We start from the raw sequence: 19,368 nt of genomic DNA on the forward strand, positions 1-19,368 counted from the left end.
GTGGCGTACGACGACTGCCACACGAGAAGAGGTTCATGGTGCCAGCAACGGCACGGCGAACGGCCGACCCCCTCCGGGGGTGTACCGACAGCCTGGGACGAGGGATGATCCTCGTCACGAGCTCGCTCGTCGGTTTGCCGTGCGTGTGCGGGCGCCGATCCCGGGACGGCGGCGGTGTGCGCTGCCGGTCGGCTGGGACGTCGAAAAGCCTCCGCACGCAACCGGATCGTATGCTCGCGCCGTTCGCCGGGCACGGAATGTGCGTGTGAAGACGGCGATGTCGTATCTTTGTGTTTCCCGTAAGCGATGGGAAGCGTTCCTCCCGGTGACCGCACTTTGCGGGGGTGCGAGCGATGCCGATCTGTAACATATCCGTGATCTGGAGTCGATGGACAGATTCGGCTGGCGGACCTCCGGGAGCCGCGGGGGGTGGCGTCGGTACGACGATCTGCCGACGCGGAGAAAAATTTGGTGGCGCAACCATGTCGAGTGGTTGTGGGATCGCTTCGACAGGGAGAAGGAATTGAGCGTCGGGTTCGAAGAGTTCATCGATGAGAACGGCCGGATCAGGCTGCCGGAAGGGCGGACGCTGCTCGATCATCTCGAGGAGAATTTCGCTTCCAACGGTGACGACCTCGCCTACCGCTACATCGACTACTCGCGTGAGCGCGACGGTGAGGTGCACGAGCTGACCTGGGATCAGTTCGGCGTGCGCATCAAGGCCATCGCCGCGCGCCTGCAGCAGGTCACCGCTCCCGGCGACCGCGTTGCGATCCTCGCCCCTCAGGGACTCGACTACGTCGTGTCGTTCTTCGCCGCGATCTACGCGGGCACCATCGCGGTGCCGCTGTTCGATCCCGACGAACCCGGCCACACGGATCGTCTCCACGCTGTTCTGGGCGACTGCACGCCCAGCGCGATCCTCACCGCGACCTCGTCCGCAGCCGGCGTGCGGCAGTTCTTCCGCCCGCTTCCGGCGGCGCAGCGTCCTCGCGTGATCGCCGTCGATGCCATTCCCGACGCGGTCGCAGAGTCGTGGAAGCGTCCGCCGATCTCCACCGACGACATCGCCTATCTGCAGTACACCTCCGGCTCGACCCGCGTTCCTGCCGGTGTCGAGATCACCCACCGGTCGGTGCTGACCAACGTCATCCAGATGGCCGACTCCATCGAACTGAACGAGTCGTCGCGCGGCGTGACCTGGCTGCCGCTGTTCCACGACATGGGCCTGCTCACGGTGATCCTGCCCGCGGTCGGCGGCAAGTACATCACCATCATGAGCCCGCGTGCGTTCGTGGCGCGCCCGAGCCGCTGGATCCGGGAACTCGCCGCGGTCTCCGACGGAGCCGGCACCTTCGCCGCCGCGCCGAACTTCGCGTTCGAGCACGCTGCGGCACGTGCCGTGCCCAAGCCCGGCGAAGAACTCGACCTGAGCAACGTCATCGGCCTGATCAACGGCAGCGAGCCGGTCACCACGTCGTCGATGCGCAAGTTCAACGAGGCGTTCGGCCCCTACGGTCTGCCCCGGACGGCGATCAAGCCGTCCTACGGCATGGCCGAGGCGACCCTGTTCGTCTCCTCCACCCGGCACAGCGACGAGGCGAAGGTCATCTACGTCGACCGCACCGAACTCAATGCGGGCCGGGTCGTGCGTGTCGAGTCCGACGCCGAGAACGCCATCCCGCAGGTCTCCTGCGGTTTCGTCGCACGCAGTCAGTGGGCCGCGATCGTCGACGCCGAGACCGGCGCCGAGTTGCCCGACGAGCACGTCGGTGAGATCTGGCTGCACGGCGAGAACATGGGCATCGGCTACTGGGGTCGCAAGGAAGAGACCGACAAGACCTTCCACAACCGCATCACGAAGCGACTGCCGGAGGGCAGCCACGCCGAAGGTGCACCCGAGGACAGCAAGTGGCTGCGCACCGGCGACTACGGCGTCTACATCGACGGTGAGCTCTACATCACCGGTCGCGTCAAGGATCTCGTGATCGTCGACGGCCGCAACCACTATCCGCAGGACCTCGAGTTCTCGGCCCAGGAGGCCAGCTCCGCGCTGCGCCCCGGCTTCGTCGCGGCGTTCGCGGTCCCGGCGAATCAGCTGCCGCGCGACGTCTTCGACAACGACGCCTCCGGCCTGGCGTTCGATCCCGATGACGGCTCGGAGCAGCTCGTGATCGTCGCCGAGCGTGCCCCCGGTGCCGGCAAGGCCGATCCGCAGCCGATCGCCGACGCGGTACGTGCCGCGATCTCGACCCGGCACGGTGTCACCGCGCGCGACGTTCTGCTCGTGCCGGCGGGATCCATCCCCCGTACGTCCAGCGGAAAGATCGCGCGCAGGGCGTGCAAGACCGCATATGTCGAGGGAACTCTGCGTGGTGGTTACCAGCAGCAGTCCTTCCCGGACAGCGTGTAAGAATGTCCTCTTTCCCGGGTAGCGTGGTGGGTTGATGTCTGACACTGAAATGACGGTTGCGCAACTGCGCGAATGGTTGCGCAACTGGATCGCCGACGCGACCGGCCAGCCGGTTTCCCAGATCTCGGACGACCGTCCGATGGAGGAGTTCGGTCTGTCCTCCCGGGACGCCGTCGCGATGGCGGGTGAGATCGAGGAACTCCTCGGTGTCACTCTCAACGCGACCGTCGCCTATCAGCACCCGACGATCGCCTCGCTCGCGACCCGCATCATCGAGGGTGAGCCGGAAGCTCCTGCGGAGGACGAATCCGCGCTGTACACCGTGGGTGCGGTGACGGGTGCGAAGGACATCGCGATCGTCGGCCTGTCCACCCGTTTCCCCGGGCACGTCGACACCCCCGAACAGATGTGGGAACTGCTCGCATCCGGGCGCGACGGCATCACCGATCTCCCCGAAGGCCGCTGGTCGGAATTCGAGAACGATCCGGCCGTGTGGGAGTCGATCCGCAACGCGAACACCCGCGGTGGTTATCTCGACGACGTCAAGGGATTCGACGCGGAGTTCTTCGCGATGTCGCCGCGTGAGGTCGAGATGGTCGACCCGCAGCAGCGACTCGCGCTCGAACTGACCTGGGAGGCCCTCGAGAACGCCCACATCCCGCCGAGCGACCTCAAGGGCGGTTCGGTCGGTGTGTTCATCGGCAGTTCCGCGAGCGACTACATGCTGCTCGCCGTCGGTGATCCGTCCGCAGCGCATCCCTACGCGCTGACCGGCACCTCCACCGCGGTCATCGCCAACCGCGTCTCGTACTTCTACGACTTCCACGGTCCGTCGGTCACGCTCGACACGGCGTGTTCGTCGTCGCTGGTCGCGGTGCATCAAGCTGTGCGCGCCCTGCGCAGCGGAGAAGCGGACGTGGCCCTCGCCGGCGGCGTCAACATGCTCCTGGCCCCCGCCGGGACTCTCGGCTTCGACGAACTCGGCGTGATGGCTCCCGACGGTCGTATCAAGGCGTTCTCGGCCGACGCCGACGGCATGATCCGCGCCGAGGGCGGCGGTCTCCTCGTACTCAAGCGTCTCGAGGACGCCGAGCGCGACGGTGACGAGATCCTCGCCGTGATCGCCGGTTCGGCCGTCAACCAGGACGGTCGGTCCAACGGCCTGGCCGCCCCCAATCCCGAAGCGCAGGTCGACGTGCTGCGTCGCGCCTACCGGGACGCGCAGATCCTGCCGTCCGGCGTGGACTACATCGAAGCGCACGGCACCGGCACGGTCCTCGGCGACCCGATCGAGGCCGATGCTCTCGGCCGTGTCGTCGGCCGTGGCCGCGAGACCGACAAGCCGGTTCTGCTCGGCTCGGCCAAGACCAATTTCGGTCACCTCGAGTCCGCAGCCGGTGCGGCCGGGCTGATCAAGGTCGTTCTCGCGATGCAGAACGATCAGCTGCCCCCGACTCTCAACTACACCGCACCCAACCCGTACATCCCGTTCGACCGCGCCAACCTGAAGGTCATTCCCGAAGGTGCGGATTGGCCGCGTTACACCGGTCGCGCCGTCGCGGGTGTGTCCGGTTTCGGTTTCGGTGGCACCAACGCGCATGTCGTGGTTCGCGAGTACACCGGACCCGAGGGTCTCCAGGCCGCCGAGGCCGAGGTCGAGGTGCTGCCCGAGGAGATCACCGCAACGGCCGAGGAGAACACCGAAGCCGCTCGTGAACTGCCCGTTCTGCTCGCCGTGTCGGCCGCGATGCCGTCGCGTCGTCGCCGTGCGGCAGCCGACCTCGCCGACTGGCTCGAGACGGAGAAGGGCAGCACGACGCCCCTCGCCGACGTCGCCCGTACGCTTGCTCGCCGCAATCACGGTCGCTCCCGCGCGATCGTCGTGGCGAGCAACCACGGAGAGGCCATTGCCGGTCTGCGCGCTGTCGCGGCCGGCAAGCCCGCACAGGGTGTGTTCACCGCAGACGCTCCGGCGTCCAAGGGTGCGGTGTGGGTGCTGTCGGGCTTCGGTGCCCAGCACCGCAAGATGGCCAAGCAGCTGTATCTCGAGAATCCGGTCTTCGCTGCGGCCGTGGACGAGGTCGACGAACTGATCTACGACGAGTCGGGCTACTCCATGAAGGAGAAGTTCCTCGACGACGGCCAGGACTACGACGTCGAGACCGCGCAGGTGGGCATCTTCACCATCCAGGTCGGTCTCGCCGCGGTGCTGCGTCACCACGGCGCCGAACCCGCCGCGGTCGTCGGCCACTCGATGGGTGAGGCCGCCGGTGCATACATCTCCGGCGGGCTGTCGCTCGAGGATGCCGTGCGCGTCATCTGTGCTCGTTCACGTCTGATGGGAGAGGCCGAAGCCGGCCTCGAAGGCGACGACATCCGCCTTATGGCACTCGTCGAGTACAGCGCCGCGGAGATCACCGACGTGCTGCCGGACTTCCCGCAACTCGAGGTGTGCGTCTACGCGGCGCCGACACACACGGTCATCGGCGGCCCGCAGGAGCAGGTCAACGCGATCGTTGCGCGCGCCGAAGCCGAGGAGAAGTTCGCCCGGGTCCTGCAGACCAAGGGCGCGAGCCACACCTCGCAGGTCGATCCCATCCTCGGTGAGCTCGCTGCCGAGCTCGCCGGCATCGAGCCGTACCGGCTGAAGGCCGACCTGTACTCGTCGGTCGATCAGGAGACCCTCTACCGCGTGGGTCACGCCGGTCTCCACGACGTCGACTACTGGACGAAGGGCATGCGCCACAGCGTGTACTTCACCCAGGCGATCCGGCAGGCACTGTCCGACGGCTACACCACTTTCGTGGAGCTCAACGCGAACCCTGCGACGCTCATGTCCGTCGCCGCCACGGCCTTCGACGCCGGTGTGCAGGACGGCCAGTTCATCCAGACGCTCAAGCGTAAGGAGGACGAGTCGCTCGGCGTCCTCACCGCTCTCGCCCAGCTGTACGTGCACGGGCAGCCGGTGGATCTGAAGACCTTGCTGCCGGAGGGCGGGTACGCGGAGTTGCCGCGCACCGCCTTCATCCGCAAGCCCTACTGGGTCGACGCCCGCATCGGCGCCGCCGGCAACGGTCGGGCGCCGGGCGCGCGCGTCGCGCTTCCGGACGGCCGCTACGTGTGGGAGGTGCAGGCCGCGGCCGTCACCGACGCAGCCGAGCTGGTCGTCGCGGCGGCCTCACAGGTGCTCTCCGATGTCACGCTCACCGCGTCCATCCCGCACGCGGGCGTCCCCGCGACCGGCACACTCACCACGACGCTGACCCGCCATCCCGGTGGTGCCTCGTTGCAGGTGCACGCGAACACCGGTGACGGTTTCACCCTCGTCCACGAGGGCGTCGTCACTTCCGGCGAACCGCTTCCTGCGCCCGTCGCCGCAGCCGCGACGTCGGCTGTGCAGGCGGACGAGCAACCCGAGGTCGTCGAGTCGGTCGGTGGCAAGTGGGATCCGAACGGATCGCAGACTCTCGAGGACCGCCTGACGTTGATCGTCGCAGAGTCGATGGGGTACTCACCGGAGGATCTGCCGGCCGAGATCCCGCTCATCGAGCTGGGTCTGGACTCGCTCATGGCGGTCCGCATCAAGAACCGCGTCGAGTACGAGTTCGACATCCCGCAGTTGCAGCTCTCGGCGGTCAAGGACGCGAGCCTGCGCGATGTCGCGAAGTACCTGCGGTACGCCGTCGAAAACCGCGAAGAGGTCGCACAGCTCGCCGAACAGCAGGCTGCCGAGAAGGCGGCCGAGCGTGCAGCAGCCACCGGCGGGGACGAGCTTCCGCAGGTCGAGGACACCACAGTGGTAGGCGAGGCCGAGCAGGTTCTCTCCGAAGCCGAAGCCGAAGCCGAAGCCGAAGCCGAGTCGAGTGGTGTCGACGTTCCCCCGCGCGACGCTGCGGAACGACTGACCTTCGCGTCGTGGGCGGTGATAACCGGTAAGTCCGCCAAGGGCATCTTCAACCCGTTGCCGAAGCTCGATCGGAACGCGGCAGAGCGACTCGCGGCACGCCTCACCGAGCGGGCCGAGGGCGAGATCACCGTCGACGAGGTGCTCGCGGCGACCACCATCGAGCAGCTCGCCGACACCGTGCGGCAGCACCTCGAATCTGCCGACCGCATCGACGGTCTCGTGCGCACCCTGCGTCCTCGCGCCGAGGGTTCCGACGCGGTGCCGGTCTTCGTCTTCCACCCCGCGGGTGGTTCGACCGTTGCATACGAGCCGCTGCTGCGCCGTCTGCCCGCCCACACCCCGATGTTCGGTTTCGAGCGCACCGAGGGCCCCATCGACACTCGGGCCCAGGTCTACCTGCCGCTCATCAAGGAGATCCAGGGCGACGGACCGTACGTGCTGTGCGGTTGGTCGCTCGGCGGAGTCCTCGCCTACGCCGTCGCCCGGTTACTGCGTGAAGAAGGCAAGGACGTGCGTCTCGTCGGCCTCATCGACACGGTCATGGCCGGGGAGAAGGTCGAGGACACGCCCGACGAGATCCGCAAGCGGTGGCAGCGTTATTCGGCGTTCGCGAAGAAGACCTACGGGATCGACGCGCCGCTTCCGTACGATCTGCTGGCCGAGGCCGGCAGCGACGAGGAGCAGATCGGAATCCTGATGGGTCTGCTCGAGATGAGCGGGGCGCAGATTCCCGGCGGCATCATCGAGCACCAGCGCACGTCGTGGCTCGACAACCGCGCCATCCAGACGGCAGAACTCGCGCCCTACGGCGGAGATGTCGTGCTGTACATGGCCGACAAGTACCACGACGACGCGATCGATCTCGAGCCGGCCTTCGGCACCCGGCAGCCCGACGGTGGGTGGGGCGAGGTCGTCGCGAATCTCGAGGTCGTGCACGTCGGTGGCGATCACCTGCAGATCGTCGACGAGCCGTACATCTCGAAGGTGGGAGAAGACCTGACCCGCAAGCTGGCCGACATCGAGGCCTCGAGGAGCTGAACGAACAGTGAGCACCACGGCACAGAAGCTGGCCGAGCTGCGCGAGAAGCTGGAGGTGGCGAAGGAGCCTGCCGGCGAACTCGCCATCGCCAAGCGCGCGAAGAAGGGCATTCCCAGCGCTCGCGAGCGCATCGACATGCTGCTCGACAAGGGCAGTTTCGTCGAGATCGGCGCCTTGATGAAGACGCCCGGTCGTGAGGACGCCATGTACGGCGACGCCGTCGTCGTAGGCCACGGCACGGTCGACGGCCGGCCCGTCGCGGTGTTCTCCCACGACCAGACCGTCTTCGGCGGCAGCGTCGGTGAGATGTTCGGCCGCAAGGTCGCCGCTGTGCTCGACTTCGCACTCAAGGTCGGCTGCCCCGTGGTCGGTATCAACGACTCCGGCGGTGCCCGCGTGCAGGACGCCGTCACTTCCCTGGCGTGGTACGGCGAGATCGGCAAGCGTCACGAGCCGCTGTCGGGCCTTTGCCCGCAGATCTCCGTGATCGTCGGCAACTGCGCCGGCGGTGCGGTCTACGCGCCGATCAACACCGACGTCGTGGTCGCCACCGAGAGCGCTCACATGTTCGTCACCGGACCGGACGTCATCAAGGCGGTCACCGGTGAGAGCGTGAGCCTCGAGGAACTCGGCGGTGCCCGCCACCAGGCCGAGTACGGCAACGTGCACCACGTCGCGCACGACGAGAAGGCGGCCTTCGAGTGGGTGCGGCAGTACCTGAGCTACATGCCGTCCAATGCGCAGGAGAAGCCGCCGATCGTCAATCCCGGTCTCGAACCGGAGATCACCCCGGACGATCTCGAGCTCGACAGCTTCATGCCCGACGCCGACAACTCCGGCTACGACATGCACGACATCCTGCTCAAGATCTTCGACGACGGCGACTTCCTGGAAGTCCGCTCGCAGACCGCGCCGAACATCATCACCGGCTACGCGCGAGTCGACGGCCGCGCGGTGGGTGTCGTGGCGAATCAGCCGCTGTACCTGTCGGGTGCGCTCGATGCGGCCGCTGCCGACAAGGCGGCGCACTTCGTGCGTGTGTGCGACGCTTACGACATCCCGCTCGTCTTCGTCGTCGACACCCCGGGCTTCCTGCCCGGTGTCGAGCAGGAGAAGATCGGCGTCATCAAGCGTGGTGGCCGGTTCCTCTTCTCGTACGTCGAGGCCTCTGTCCCGAAGGTGACGGTCGTGGTGCGCAAGGCCTACGGCGGTGGCTACGCCGTGATGGGCTCGAAGCAGCTCGGTGCCGACATCAACTTCGCGTGGCCCACCGCCCGGATCGCGGTGATGGGTGCCGAGTCGGCTGTCGCGGTGATCGGCCGTCGGCAGATCGAGGCTGCGGGGGAGAACGCTCCGGCAGTACGTCAGCAGCTCATCAACTTCTACAACGAGCACGTCGCGACGCCGTACATCGCAGCAGAGCGCGGCTATGTCGACGCGGTAATCGAGCCGTCGGCCACGCGCCTCGAAATTCGTAAGGCGCTCACCCTTCTTCGCGACAAGGAAGTGTTCAAGAACCCCCGCAAGCACCACCTGCTGCCGCTCTGAGTGCAGGCGTGGGTTACGTCCGCAGGCCCCTGCGGACGTAACCCACGATGTGCTCGACCTCGGAGTCGGCGTCGAAATCCGACGCGTCCTTCCACAGCAGATGCTCCATCGATGCGAGCAGCAGGATCGACGTGGTCAACGAATCCCGTTCGGGATCGGTCGAACCCAGTTCGGTGATCGGCCCGGCGAGGACCTGTGCGAGCGTCGTCTCCAGATCTTCCCGAACCTTCGGGGCGTGCGACCTGCCGCCCGCGGACGCCACGACATTGCGTGTGGCGGCGGCGATCTCGGGATCGACGGCCTGGCTGAGAATTGCTGCGATGCCCGCACGCAGAGCGTCCTCGGGTGTGGTCGCCGCATCGATCTTCCGGCGCAGATACGCGACGAGCCGGTGCCCACCCTCCTCGACGACGGCGTCGACGAAATCGCCCTTGCTCCTGAAGTAGCGGTAGAAGGCATCGTTGGAGAGTCCGGCCGCGGCGACGATGTCGGCGACCCGCGCGGGCTCCCCTCGGGTGAGCAGCTCGCGTCCGCACCGGATCAGGGTGTCGACGTCGCGGCTCGCAGCCTCCTGCCGAGGCGACAAGCTTCGATGCACGGCCTGGGAGGCGCGCGGCGACAGCGGCGGTGCAACGGGCTTCTCGGTGTTCACCCGCTCATTCTATGTAATAGGAACGGGCTTCTCTCGGCACACCCCGCCCACCGTCACCAGGTCAGGGGACCGTCCATGATCCGGTCCCCGGGACGAACGTCACGCCCTCGATCTTCACGACGGCAGTGACCGTACCCGGACCCGTCACGACCGCCACCTGAGCGGGGCCGTCGATCATCGCCCGGATCGGCAGGCGAACGGGTCTCACCCGTTGCTCACCGCAGGATCACTCGTACACGCGCATCGGGGCGGGCTTCCACAACCCCGATCGCGTCACCTCGGTGGTCGTCAGTTCCGCAGGTTCGGCGTTGGGATAGAAGCGCACATAGCGTTCGAGCGACCCCCAGTCGCGGGCCCAGTCGTTCTCCAGATAGGTCGGCACCTGCTCGGGGCGGGCGAGGACTTCTGCGAAGCCGAGCGGGCCGCCGTTGTCGGCGGACTGCCAGGTATCCGTCGACGACACGGCGAGCGGACGGTCGGGCAGCACCCGGTAGTTCGGCATCTCGGCGACGCCCGCCCAGTGGTCGAACGGACGTTGGCACGGGAACTGCAGGCCCACAGCCCAGTCCAGCAGGAGGGGCTGCTCGGAACCGAGCTGCTCGTCGAGTCGCTCGAGCGCAGGGACGCGCGGCGGAGTGAACGCCAGCCACTGGTCGCCGGTGAGATTGGGATCGTTGGCGACGATGCGGACCGCGTCCACATCGTCGGGCAGATCCGCGAGCGGCACCCGCAGGTTCCGCCACGACGGCGCAGGGCCGATGTCGCGCGGCAGGTAGGTGCCCTTGGCCTCGACGCTGCCGTCGGGGAGGCGGGTGCCGTATTCCACGAGCAGCGACTGTCCGTAGGTCAGTGCGCCGGTGTCGTCGTACGACCAGATGCGGCCGGCCGCGGAGATGACCACCAGCGGCGTCTCGTCGGTGACCTCGGGCAGGGCGTACCAGCTCGAGGTGAGCGAGGCGGGCTCCTGCATGCCTTGCTGGTAGCTGCCGAGCACCGGCGTGACGGCCGGATCGAGCCCGAAGGGCAGGCGCACGGTGCTGCCGTTGACGGTCTGCGCGCCCGAGCCACCCGTGGTGCCGCCGCCCGCGCCGGTCTGGAAGGTCGGGCCGACGCTCTGGTTGTCCGTGTTGCCCTGGCCGGGCTTCACCTCGACGTAGTCGGCAGTCAGATCGGTCGGCACGCCGTCCGGGGTGAAGCCGCGCGGCTCGGCACCGGCGAGCGGATCGCCGCCCGCAGGCGGATTCGCGGGGTCGATGATCGGTTCGAGGCGCCCCTGGTTGGGATCCTCCTCGACGAGCACATCGTTCGCCAGACCGCAGGTCTGCCCGGCGAGCGCACCGATGTTGGAGCGGGCGAGCGAGTACGCCGGGTACTGCGACACGGCTCCCTTGAGCAGCGACAGCACTTCGAACAGCACCATGGCCGCGGCGACGACCGTGAGTGGTGCGGCCGCGAGAGTGCGGATCCGGCGACCCTTCTTCGTCTCCGGAGACTCAGGTGGGGGTGCATAGCCCTCTCGGAGGTACTGCCACGCGACGAGCACGAGAGCGAGGCCGAAGAGGATGAGGAACAGCGAACTGGACTGGTAACCGCTCAACGAGACCGTCTTGTCGAACCACGGCACGCCGTAGCTGGAGACGTACCACCAGCCGTTGATACCGGCGAACGACACCGCCAGGACGAACAGCAGTCCGGCGAGGAAGATCGAGCGGTTGCGCCGCGACCGCAACGCACTCGCGGAGACCACCACGGCCGTGACCGTGGCGAGCGAGCCGGCGATGCCCGCGTACGCCCCGAAGTGGTGGGTCCACTTCGTGGGGTTGAACATCATGAAGAAGATCGTGCCGAAGACGATGCCGAGCAGACGCCAGGTGGGGCTCACGGCGATACCGGGGATGCGGCGGCGGCGCAGCAGCACGAACAGCGTCGTGAACAGGCACAGCAGCATCACGAGGAAGGCGAAACGGCGCGGCAGCGACCCGTCGACGGTCTGCACCATCAGGTAGTAGTAGCGGAGGAAGTCGTTCCACCACTCCTCGTTCGGGCCGATGATGGTGCGCACGCGGGTCGCCTCGAGGACTGCGGCGAGGGTCTGGTCGGAGAACACCACGACGAGCACGAGCAGTCCGGCCGCGCCGATCGGGGCGAGCAGCGGAAGCGTGCCGACCTCGCGGTGGCGGCGCACGATGATCCGCGTCATCGGGCGGATACCGGCGATCAGGGCGGCCACACACATCAGGCCGGTCGGTGCGGCGGCGAGTGTGAAGGCGCCGATGATGACGGCGGAGGCCGCGGGCAGAAGACGGCCGGTGGCGATGGCGCGCTCGATCGAGCACCAGGTGAGCAGGGCACCGAGCGCGACGATGGGTTCGGGCCGCAGACCGTTGTTGTAGGGCAGCCAGAACGCGAGGAACACCAATCCGCCGGTCCACAGCGCGATGCGGTTGTGCCGCACGGCCCGTCCCAGACGCGGCACCACCTCGCGGCTGATCACCATCCAGCACAGGACCGCGGCGATCAGGGCCGGGATGCGCATCCACGGGCTGGCCGTGGAGATCTTCGCGAACGCCGCCAGCACGTCGTAGTACCAGCCGAAGGGCGCCTCGGGGACACCGAACCAACGGAAGTAGTTGGCCATGTAGCCGGAGTGCTCCGACACACGGGCCATGGTCAGGAGATAACCGTCGTCCGAGGTGTTGGCGCCGAAGAAATGCCAGCCGACGAGCGTGAGGATGACCACGACGTCGACGCCGGTGAACTTCCACCAGCGGGCGGGCAGGAACCGGCGGTGACGGCGACCGTCCGTGCCGTCGAGCTTGGCCAGTGCGCCGAGCGCGAGAGCGGTCGACAGCACCGCGAGGATCATCGCGAGCGACTTGACGAGTGTCGGGGACGACGTGAAGCGCGAATCGACGTCGACGGTCACTTCGAGGCCGGGTACCGCGGTCGGCAGGTCGCTGAACACGCCCACGACGAGTGGCCGCAGATCACCGGTGAGTTCACCGGCGCGCGGGTTGCCGTTCTCGTCGAAGAGGCCCACGAACTCCGCGCTGGTGCGTTCGGAGTCGGAGGAGATGACCAGTTCGCTGCATGCGGCCGACTCGACGTCGGCGCGCGGCGCGGTGGCGACCACTACGTTGCGATCGAGCACGTCGACGTTCTCGGTGCCGACCCGCACGAACATCGCGTTGAGTGAGGCATCCTGCCCGCTCGTGGGAGCAGTGGCGAGCAGCATGCCGCCGTCGGCCGGCATGTCTGCGACGGCGGTACACGGCACCGTCGCGCGGAACTGCAGCGGAACCTGCGCCATCAGCGGCAACTCGACATCGGTCGCCGCAGCGTCCTGCGGCCACGCCATCGTCGTCTCGGTCACGCGGACCGGAAGGAAGGGTGTGGCCAGCGCCAAGATCATGCCGAGCAGCCCGGCGACGACGGCTACGAGCCGTGCGGTCCGGTACCGAGTGCGAAGGTCCTCGCCCACGGACCGGGTGGCGGTCACTGAGGGCGCGGGTGAGGTCGTCACGTCGTCGGGCACGGGAGTCGATGGTATCCGGCGGCCTGGTGTGACGGCACTCGCCCTTACTCCAGCAGGACCGGAACGCCGTCACGGATGCGGCCGGGCGACCACAGACCGGAGCGAGTCGCCACCTCGGTACCGATCTCCGCAGGCGAGGCATCCGGGTCGATCGGCAGGTATCGCTCCAGAGATCCCCAGTCGCGGTCCCAGTCGTGGTTCAGATAGGTGGGGATGGCCTCGGCGTTCAGCAGCAGCGGAATCCAGCCGAGCGGGCCTCCGCCGATGTCGTCCTGCCAGCCGTTCGTCGCATCGGCTCCGACCCGGTCCGGGAGTATGCGGTACTCGGGGACCTCCGCGACACCGTTGCGGTGACCGAACGGCCGCTGGCACGGGAAGGCGAGGCCGACCGACCAGTCGATCAGGACCGGAGCCTCTGATCCGACGACCTCCTGGAGGGTCTGCATGCGCGGCATCCGAGGCGGGGTGACCGCGACCCACTGGTCGGGTGAGAGGTCGCCGTCGGTCACGACGATCCGGACCGCGTCGGCGTCGGCGGGGATCATCTCGCTCGGTACGCGCAGATTGCGCCACGACGGCGACGGCCCGATGTCGATCGGGGGGACCGAACCGAGTGAGGTCATCTCGCCCCCGGAGGACGAACCGAACTCCAGCAGCACATCCTGACCTGGGGTGATGACCCCGTCAGGGTCGACATAGCGTACGCGTCCCGCGGCAGTCACCACGAGCAGTGGCGTCCGGTCGGTTCGCTCCGGCAGCGCATACCAGCCGGATTCGAGTTCCGCGGACTGCTGCACGCCGTTGCGGTAGCTGCCGAGGACGGGCGTGGTCTGCGGGTCGAGCCCGAACGGCAACTTCACAGTGCTGCCGTTGATGCCTGCGTCACCGGTCCGTCCGCCGCCGGTGCCGGCGCTCGTGGAGGTCGTGGTGCCACCCTCCTCGCTGTCGAGGATGTTGGCTCCGCCGGCGGTGCTGGTCTCCGCGTCGGCGGTGAGGTCGAGAGCCACCCCGTTCGGAGTGAAACCGACGTCGGTGCCGGCGCCCAGAGCGTCGGCCGGATCGCCGTCGAGAGGCTGCAGCATCGTCGCGTTCGGGTCGGTTTCGACGAGCACCTCGTTGGCCAGGCCGCAATGGTCACCGGTGAGCGCCGCTGCGTTCGACTTCGCGATCGAGTAGGCCGGGTACTGCGCAACTGCGCCCTTGAGCAGCGACAACACCTCGAACAGCACCACCGCTGCAGCGACCAGCGTGAGCGGCGCCGACGCCAGTGCCCGCACCGGACCGCCCCGATCGGGGCGGGGAGTGGTGAACGGCTCGCGCAGGTGGAACCACCCGGCGGCGAGCAACGCGAGCACCGTCAGTCCGAGCAGTGCGGTGGAGAAGGCATACCCGGAGATCGACGGCGGCTTGTCCCACCACGGGATGCCGTAGCTCGACACGTACCACCAGCCGTTCGACCCGGTGAACGCCATCGCCAGGACGAACAGCACTCCGGCGGTGAACAGCGCCCGGTTGCGGGCCGACCGGATACCGACCGAACCCACTCCGATGGCGGCGAGTGCTGCCACCGAGGCGGCCAGGCCGGCGTACACACCGAAGTGGTGCGTCCACTTCGTGGGCGTGAGCATCATGAGCAGCAGCGACGCGAAGACGATGCCGAGGATCCGGCGCGACGGCCCGATCGCCGTTCCGGGAATACGCCCCCTGCGCAGGATCAACATCACGCACACGACGACGCACAGCAGCATCACGAACACACCGAACCGGCGCGCGAGCGAACCGTCCGGGGAGACCGTGAGCAATGCGTCCCAGCGCAGTCGCTCGTCGAACCACGGCACGTTCGGGCCGACCGCCGAGCGCACGCGCGTCGCTTCGAGGACCGACGCCAGTGTCTGGTCGGCGAAGACGGCGATGAGCACGACGGTGCCCGACGCGAGGATCGGTGCGAGGGGCGCGACGACGCCGACGAGATGCCGGCGTGACATGAGCGCCTTCACCAGCGGGCGCAACCCGGCGACGAGTGCGGCCACCGCGATCAGACCGGTGGGGCCGGCGGCCAGCGAGAAGGCGGCGATCAGCACCGCGATCGCAGCGGGCAGCATGCGTCCGGTCGCGATGGCGCGTTCGACCGAGCACCAGGTCAGCAGCGCGCCGACCGCGATGATCGGTTCGGGTCGCAGGCCGTTGTTGTAGGGCAACCAGAAAGCGAGGAAGACCAGTCCGGCGGTCCACAGCGAGACCCTGCTGTGTCGGACGGCGACACCGAGCCGGGGGATGACCTCACGGCTGATGACCATCCAGCACAGGATCGCAGCGACCAGCGTGGGCAGGCGCATCCACACACTCGACGTCGAGATCTGCGTGAATACCACGAGCACGTCGTAGAACCAGCCGAACGGCGCCTCGGGCACACCGAACCAGCGGTAGTAGTTCGCCATGTAGCCGGCGTCCCCGGACACCCGGGCCATGTTGAGGATGTAGCCGTCGTCCGAAGTGTTCGCGCCGACGATGTGCCAGAGCAACAGGGTGCCCACGACCACCGCGTCGACGAAGGTGAACCGCCACCAGTGGGCCGGCAGGAACCGGCGCGCGCGGCGACGGTCGATCCCGTCGAGCCGATGCAGGGCGACGAGGGAGATCAGTGTCGCGAGCGCGCACACGACCATCGCGAGAAGCTTCACGACAGTGGGGGTCGAGCTGAAACGGGAGTCGAGCTCGGCGCGCACGGACAACCGTTCGGATGCGTCGCCGTCGTTCGATCCGAAGGCATCCGCGGGACCGGTGAGGTCGCTGAAGACCCCCACCATCTGGGGGCGCTCGTCACCCTCGACCTCGACCGTTACCGGGGGCTCCGCGCCCACGATCTCGGCGGCGGTGAGTTCGGAGTTGGAGGCGACTGTCACGGCCGTGCACGGCGAGTCGAGCGGCACCGAGACGAGTACCGAGTTGCGCAGTACGGCCTCGATCGTTGCGGGGGCGCCGTCCTCACCGGGTACTGCGCGGATCACGAGGCCTTCGGCGGTCGCGTCCGGGGATGCGGACGGAATGGTCGCGACGAGGGTGCCCCCCTCGGGCCCGAGCTGCTCCGCCGCTGCGCACGGCACGCTCACGCGCAGAGTGAGCGGAGCGTAGGTGATCAGCGGTGCCTCGACACTGTCGAGGGTGCCGCTCTGCGGCCACCGAAGCTCGCTGGTCTCCTGCCGGACGGGAAGAAAGGGAATACTCAGCGCCAGCACGAAGCCGAGCAGACCCGACACCACGGCGACGATCCGTGTCGTGCGCAGGCGCGACATCGGATCGGACGAATCGGTGTTCCCGGGCGAAGCGGTATCGGCTGACACAAGCCTCGATGCTAGGCGAACGGTCTCGCGCGGCGGGTCCGCACCACTTGCACGCCGCGGCTGCCGACCGCTGTCGTTCTGTCCGACAGCCTCCGGTGGAGCGTCCCCGCCACTAGCATCGCTGTCTATGAAAACCTCGACCCCGATCGGGCACTCTCTGCGCGGAGCGGGCATCGGGGAGGTCTGCGACGACTCGACCACGCGTGCGCTGTACTCGTCCGACGCGTCGCTGTACCGCGTCCCACCGCAGGCCGTGGTGCGCCCCCGGTCCGTCGACGAGGTGGCAGCGACTCTCGAGGTGTGCCGGCGCGAAGGGGTGCCGCTCACCTCGCGCGGTACCGGCACCTCGCTTGCGGGCAATGCCGTCGGTCCCGGCGTCGTGCTCGACTTCTCACGCCATCTGAATCGCGTGCTGTCCGTCGACCCGGAGACGCGGACCGCCCGGGTAGAGCCGGGGGTGGTGCAGGCCGAACTTCAGCGTGCTGCGGCACCGCACGGACTGCGGTTCGGTCCCGATCCGTCCACCCACAACCGCTGCACGATCGGCGGAATGATCGGCAACAACGCGTGCGGGGCGCGCGCGCTCGGATACGGGCGCACGTCTGACAACGTCGTCGCCCTCGAGGTGCTCACCGGCACCGGTCATCCGCTGTCGCTGCCCGGCGAGGACCCGATGCTCGGGCCGCTGCAGGAGATCGTCGCGCGCGATCTCGCCACCATCCGCACCGAATTCGGCCGCTTCGGCCGGCAGGTATCAGGTTACGCCCTCGAACACCTGTTGCCGGAGAACGGATTCGACGTCCGGAAGCTGTTCGTCGGGAGTGAGGGCACGCTCGGGATCACCACGGAGGCGACGGTGAAGTTGGTCGCCGATCCCACCTTCCGCACGATGGTCGTTCTGGGATATCCCGACATCGTCGCCGCCGGGAACGCGGCCTACGGCCTACTGGGTTTCCGTCCCACGGCGTGCGAGGGTCTCGATTCGAGGATCGTCGACGTCGTCCGGTCCCGGCGCGGACCGGACGCGGTACCGCCGTTGCCGGCGGGTGCGGCATGGCTGTTCGTCGAACTGGCCGGTGACGATCTCGGTGAGGTGCGCGGCCGGGCATGCGCCCTTGCGAAGGCCGCCGCGGCAATGGACGTGCTGCAGATCGAGGATCCGGCGCGGGCCGCCGCGCTGTGGCGGATTCGGGAAGACGGCTCGGGCCTGTCGGCGAGGAGTCCGCGCGGACTGCCCGCCCACGCCGGGTGGGAGGACGCCGCCGTCCCGCCCGAGCGCGTCGGCGACTATCTCCGCGACTTCGAGGAACTGCTCGCCGGATACGACATCACCGGTTATCCGTACGGGCACTTCGCCGACGGTTGCATCCACATCCGCCTCGACATCCCTCTCGAGGTTCCCGGGCTGTTCCGCGAGTTCCTTTTCGATGCAGGAAAACTCGTCGCGGAGTACGGAGGGTCGATGTCGGGGGAACACGGCGACGGGCGTGCCCGCAGCGAACTGTTGCCCGTGATGTACTCGCCCGACGCGCTCGCCTTGTTCGGTGCGGTGAAATCGGTCTTCGATCCCGACGACGTCCTCAATCCCGGAGTGCTCGTCGACCCGCGACCCCTCGACGCCGACCTGCGCGTCCCGGCGGCACGGAAGATTCGCGACGGCTTGGCCTTTCGCTATCTCGGCGACGGTGGCGACTTCACGCAGGCAGTACATCGATGTACCGGGGTCGGTAAGTGCCGCGCCGACAACACCGGCACCGGTGGAGTGATGTGCCCGTCCTTCCTCGCGACCCGCGAGGAGAAGCACTCCACCCGTGGGCGTGCCCGGGTGCTGCAGGAGATGCTCAACGGCCACCTCGTCGACGAGTCGTGGGAGTCACCGGAGGTGCACGAGGCACTCGACCTGTGCCTGTCGTGCAAGGGGTGCCTGTCCGACTGCCCGACCGGAGTGGACATGGCGACCTTCAAATCCGAAGTGTTGCACCAGACCTACCGGGGACGGCGTCGGCCTGCCTCCCATTACGGACTGGGCAGGCTGCCGCAGTGGGCGGCGATCGCCTCCCGCGCACCGCGGGTGGTCAACAGCCTGACCCGCATCCCGGGTGTCGCTCCCCTCGGACTGAGGGTCGCCGGACTCGATCGGCGCCGCCGTGTCCCCACCTTCGCGACGCGTACCTTCCGCAAGTGGTTCGCCGACACCCTCCCGGAACGCTCCCGCACGGGCGAACCGGTGCTGCTGTTCGTGGACACCTTCACCGAGTACTTCACCCCGGAGATCGGTGCCGCTGCCGTGCGGGTGCTCGAAGCCGCCGGCTACCGCGTCCACGTGACCGATGAACCCCGATGCTGCGCACTGACGTGGATAACCACGGGTCAGCTCGACGCGGCGCGAAAGATTCTGGGCCGCACCGTCGCAGAACTCTTCCGCAGCGGCATGCCGATCGTCGGGCTCGAACCGTCGTGCACCGCGGTCCTCCGTTCCGACGCGGTCGAACTCCTCGGCTCCGCCCCCGCTCGTGTCGTCGCCGAGACCACCACGACCCTGTCCGAACTCCTCACCGGCTGGGAACCGCCGTCGCTGGACGGAACACGGATCGTCGCGCAGCCTCACTGCCATCACCACGCCGTCATGGGGTGGGGTGCCGATGCCGCTCTGCTGCGACGTGCAGGCGCTCAGGTGCAGCGGCTCGGCGGCTGCTGTGGGCTGGCCGGGAACTTCGGGGTCGAACGTGGTCACTACGAGGTGTCGGTGGCCGTCGCTCGCACCCAGTTGCTGCCCGCGGTCGAGACCGCCCCGGACGACGCAGTGATCCTCGCCGACGGGTACTCGTGCCGCACCCAGCTCGACGACCTCACGACGCGTCGCGGAACCCATCTCGCAGAACTGCTGGCCTCCCGGCTACCCGCACGATGAGTTTCCGGACGGATGCGGGTCG

At 68.1% G+C, this 19,368-nt stretch carries 8 protein-coding genes; 4 read left to right on the plus strand and 4 right to left on the minus strand.

Annotation, left to right across the window (positions count from 1 at the left end):
• Positions 1-523 precede the first annotated feature (523 nt).
• Genes fadD32 through ABZ789_RS05500 form a run of 3 tightly spaced genes read left to right on the plus strand, consistent with a single transcriptional unit; the run spans position 524 to position 8,907 of the window.
• Positions 524-2,413 (plus strand): long-chain-fatty-acid--AMP ligase FadD32, encoded by a 1,890-nt coding sequence (fadD32, locus tag ABZ789_RS05490; protein ID WP_358420061.1) that lies wholly within the window; start codon positions 524-526, stop codon positions 2,411-2,413.
• Positions 2,414-2,462: 49 nt separating this feature from the next.
• Complete coding sequence (pks13, locus tag ABZ789_RS05495; protein ID WP_358420231.1) at positions 2,463-7,358, plus strand: polyketide synthase Pks13; 4,896 nt, start codon at positions 2,463-2,465, stop codon at positions 7,356-7,358.
• 7 nt (positions 7,359-7,365) lie between these two features.
• Positions 7,366-8,907, plus strand: a complete 1,542-nt coding sequence (locus ABZ789_RS05500) for an acyl-CoA carboxylase subunit beta (protein ID WP_358420064.1) — start codon at positions 7,366-7,368, stop codon at positions 8,905-8,907.
• A 13-nt stretch (positions 8,908-8,920) separates the two neighbouring features.
• Here ABZ789_RS05500 and ABZ789_RS05505 read toward each other — a convergent pair whose 3' ends face one another.
• The 4 genes from ABZ789_RS05505 to ABZ789_RS05520 form a co-directional block, all read right to left on the minus strand.
• A complete protein-coding gene (locus tag ABZ789_RS05505) occupies positions 8,921-9,559 on the minus strand; it encodes a TetR/AcrR family transcriptional regulator (protein WP_358420067.1) in 639 nt (212 codons plus the stop codon).
• Between the two features lie 61 nt (positions 9,560-9,620).
• Positions 9,621-9,767: a hypothetical protein gene (locus ABZ789_RS05510; protein WP_358420070.1), complete on the minus strand. Its 147-nt coding sequence runs from the start codon at positions 9,765-9,767 to the stop codon at positions 9,621-9,623.
• Between the two features lie 18 nt (positions 9,768-9,785).
• Entirely contained in the window at positions 9,786-13,094 is a 3,309-nt protein-coding gene (locus ABZ789_RS05515; RefSeq protein ID WP_358420072.1) for an arabinosyltransferase domain-containing protein, read from the minus strand.
• 44 nt (positions 13,095-13,138) lie between these two features.
• Positions 13,139-16,387 (minus strand): arabinosyltransferase domain-containing protein, encoded by a 3,249-nt coding sequence (locus tag ABZ789_RS05520; RefSeq protein WP_358420234.1) that lies wholly within the window; start codon positions 16,385-16,387, stop codon positions 13,139-13,141.
• Positions 16,388-16,562: 175 nt separating this feature from the next.
• On the opposite strand from ABZ789_RS05520, the gene ABZ789_RS05525 reads away from it, so the two are divergent.
• Entirely contained in the window at positions 16,563-19,346 is a 2,784-nt protein-coding gene (locus tag ABZ789_RS05525) for an FAD-binding protein (protein ID WP_358420075.1), read from the plus strand.
• The last annotated feature ends 22 nt before the right edge of the window (positions 19,347-19,368 follow it).

The organism is Rhodococcus sp. NPDC047139 (genome assembly GCF_040643435.1).
Classification (GTDB): Bacteria; Actinomycetota; Actinomycetes; order Mycobacteriales; family Mycobacteriaceae; genus Rhodococcus.

Bases quoted from the DNA above. Each gene is read 5' to 3' on its own strand.
- ABZ789_RS05520 (WP_358420234.1), bottom strand. From the start codon at position 16,387: ATGTCGCGCCTGCGCACGACACGGATCGTCGCCGTGGTGTCGGGTCTG.
- pks13 (WP_358420231.1), top strand. From the start codon at position 2,463: ATGACGGTTGCGCAACTGCGCGAATGGTTGCGCAACTGGATCGCCGAC.
- ABZ789_RS05525 (WP_358420075.1), top strand. From the start codon at position 16,563: ATGAAAACCTCGACCCCGATCGGGCACTCTCTGCGCGGAGCGGGCATC.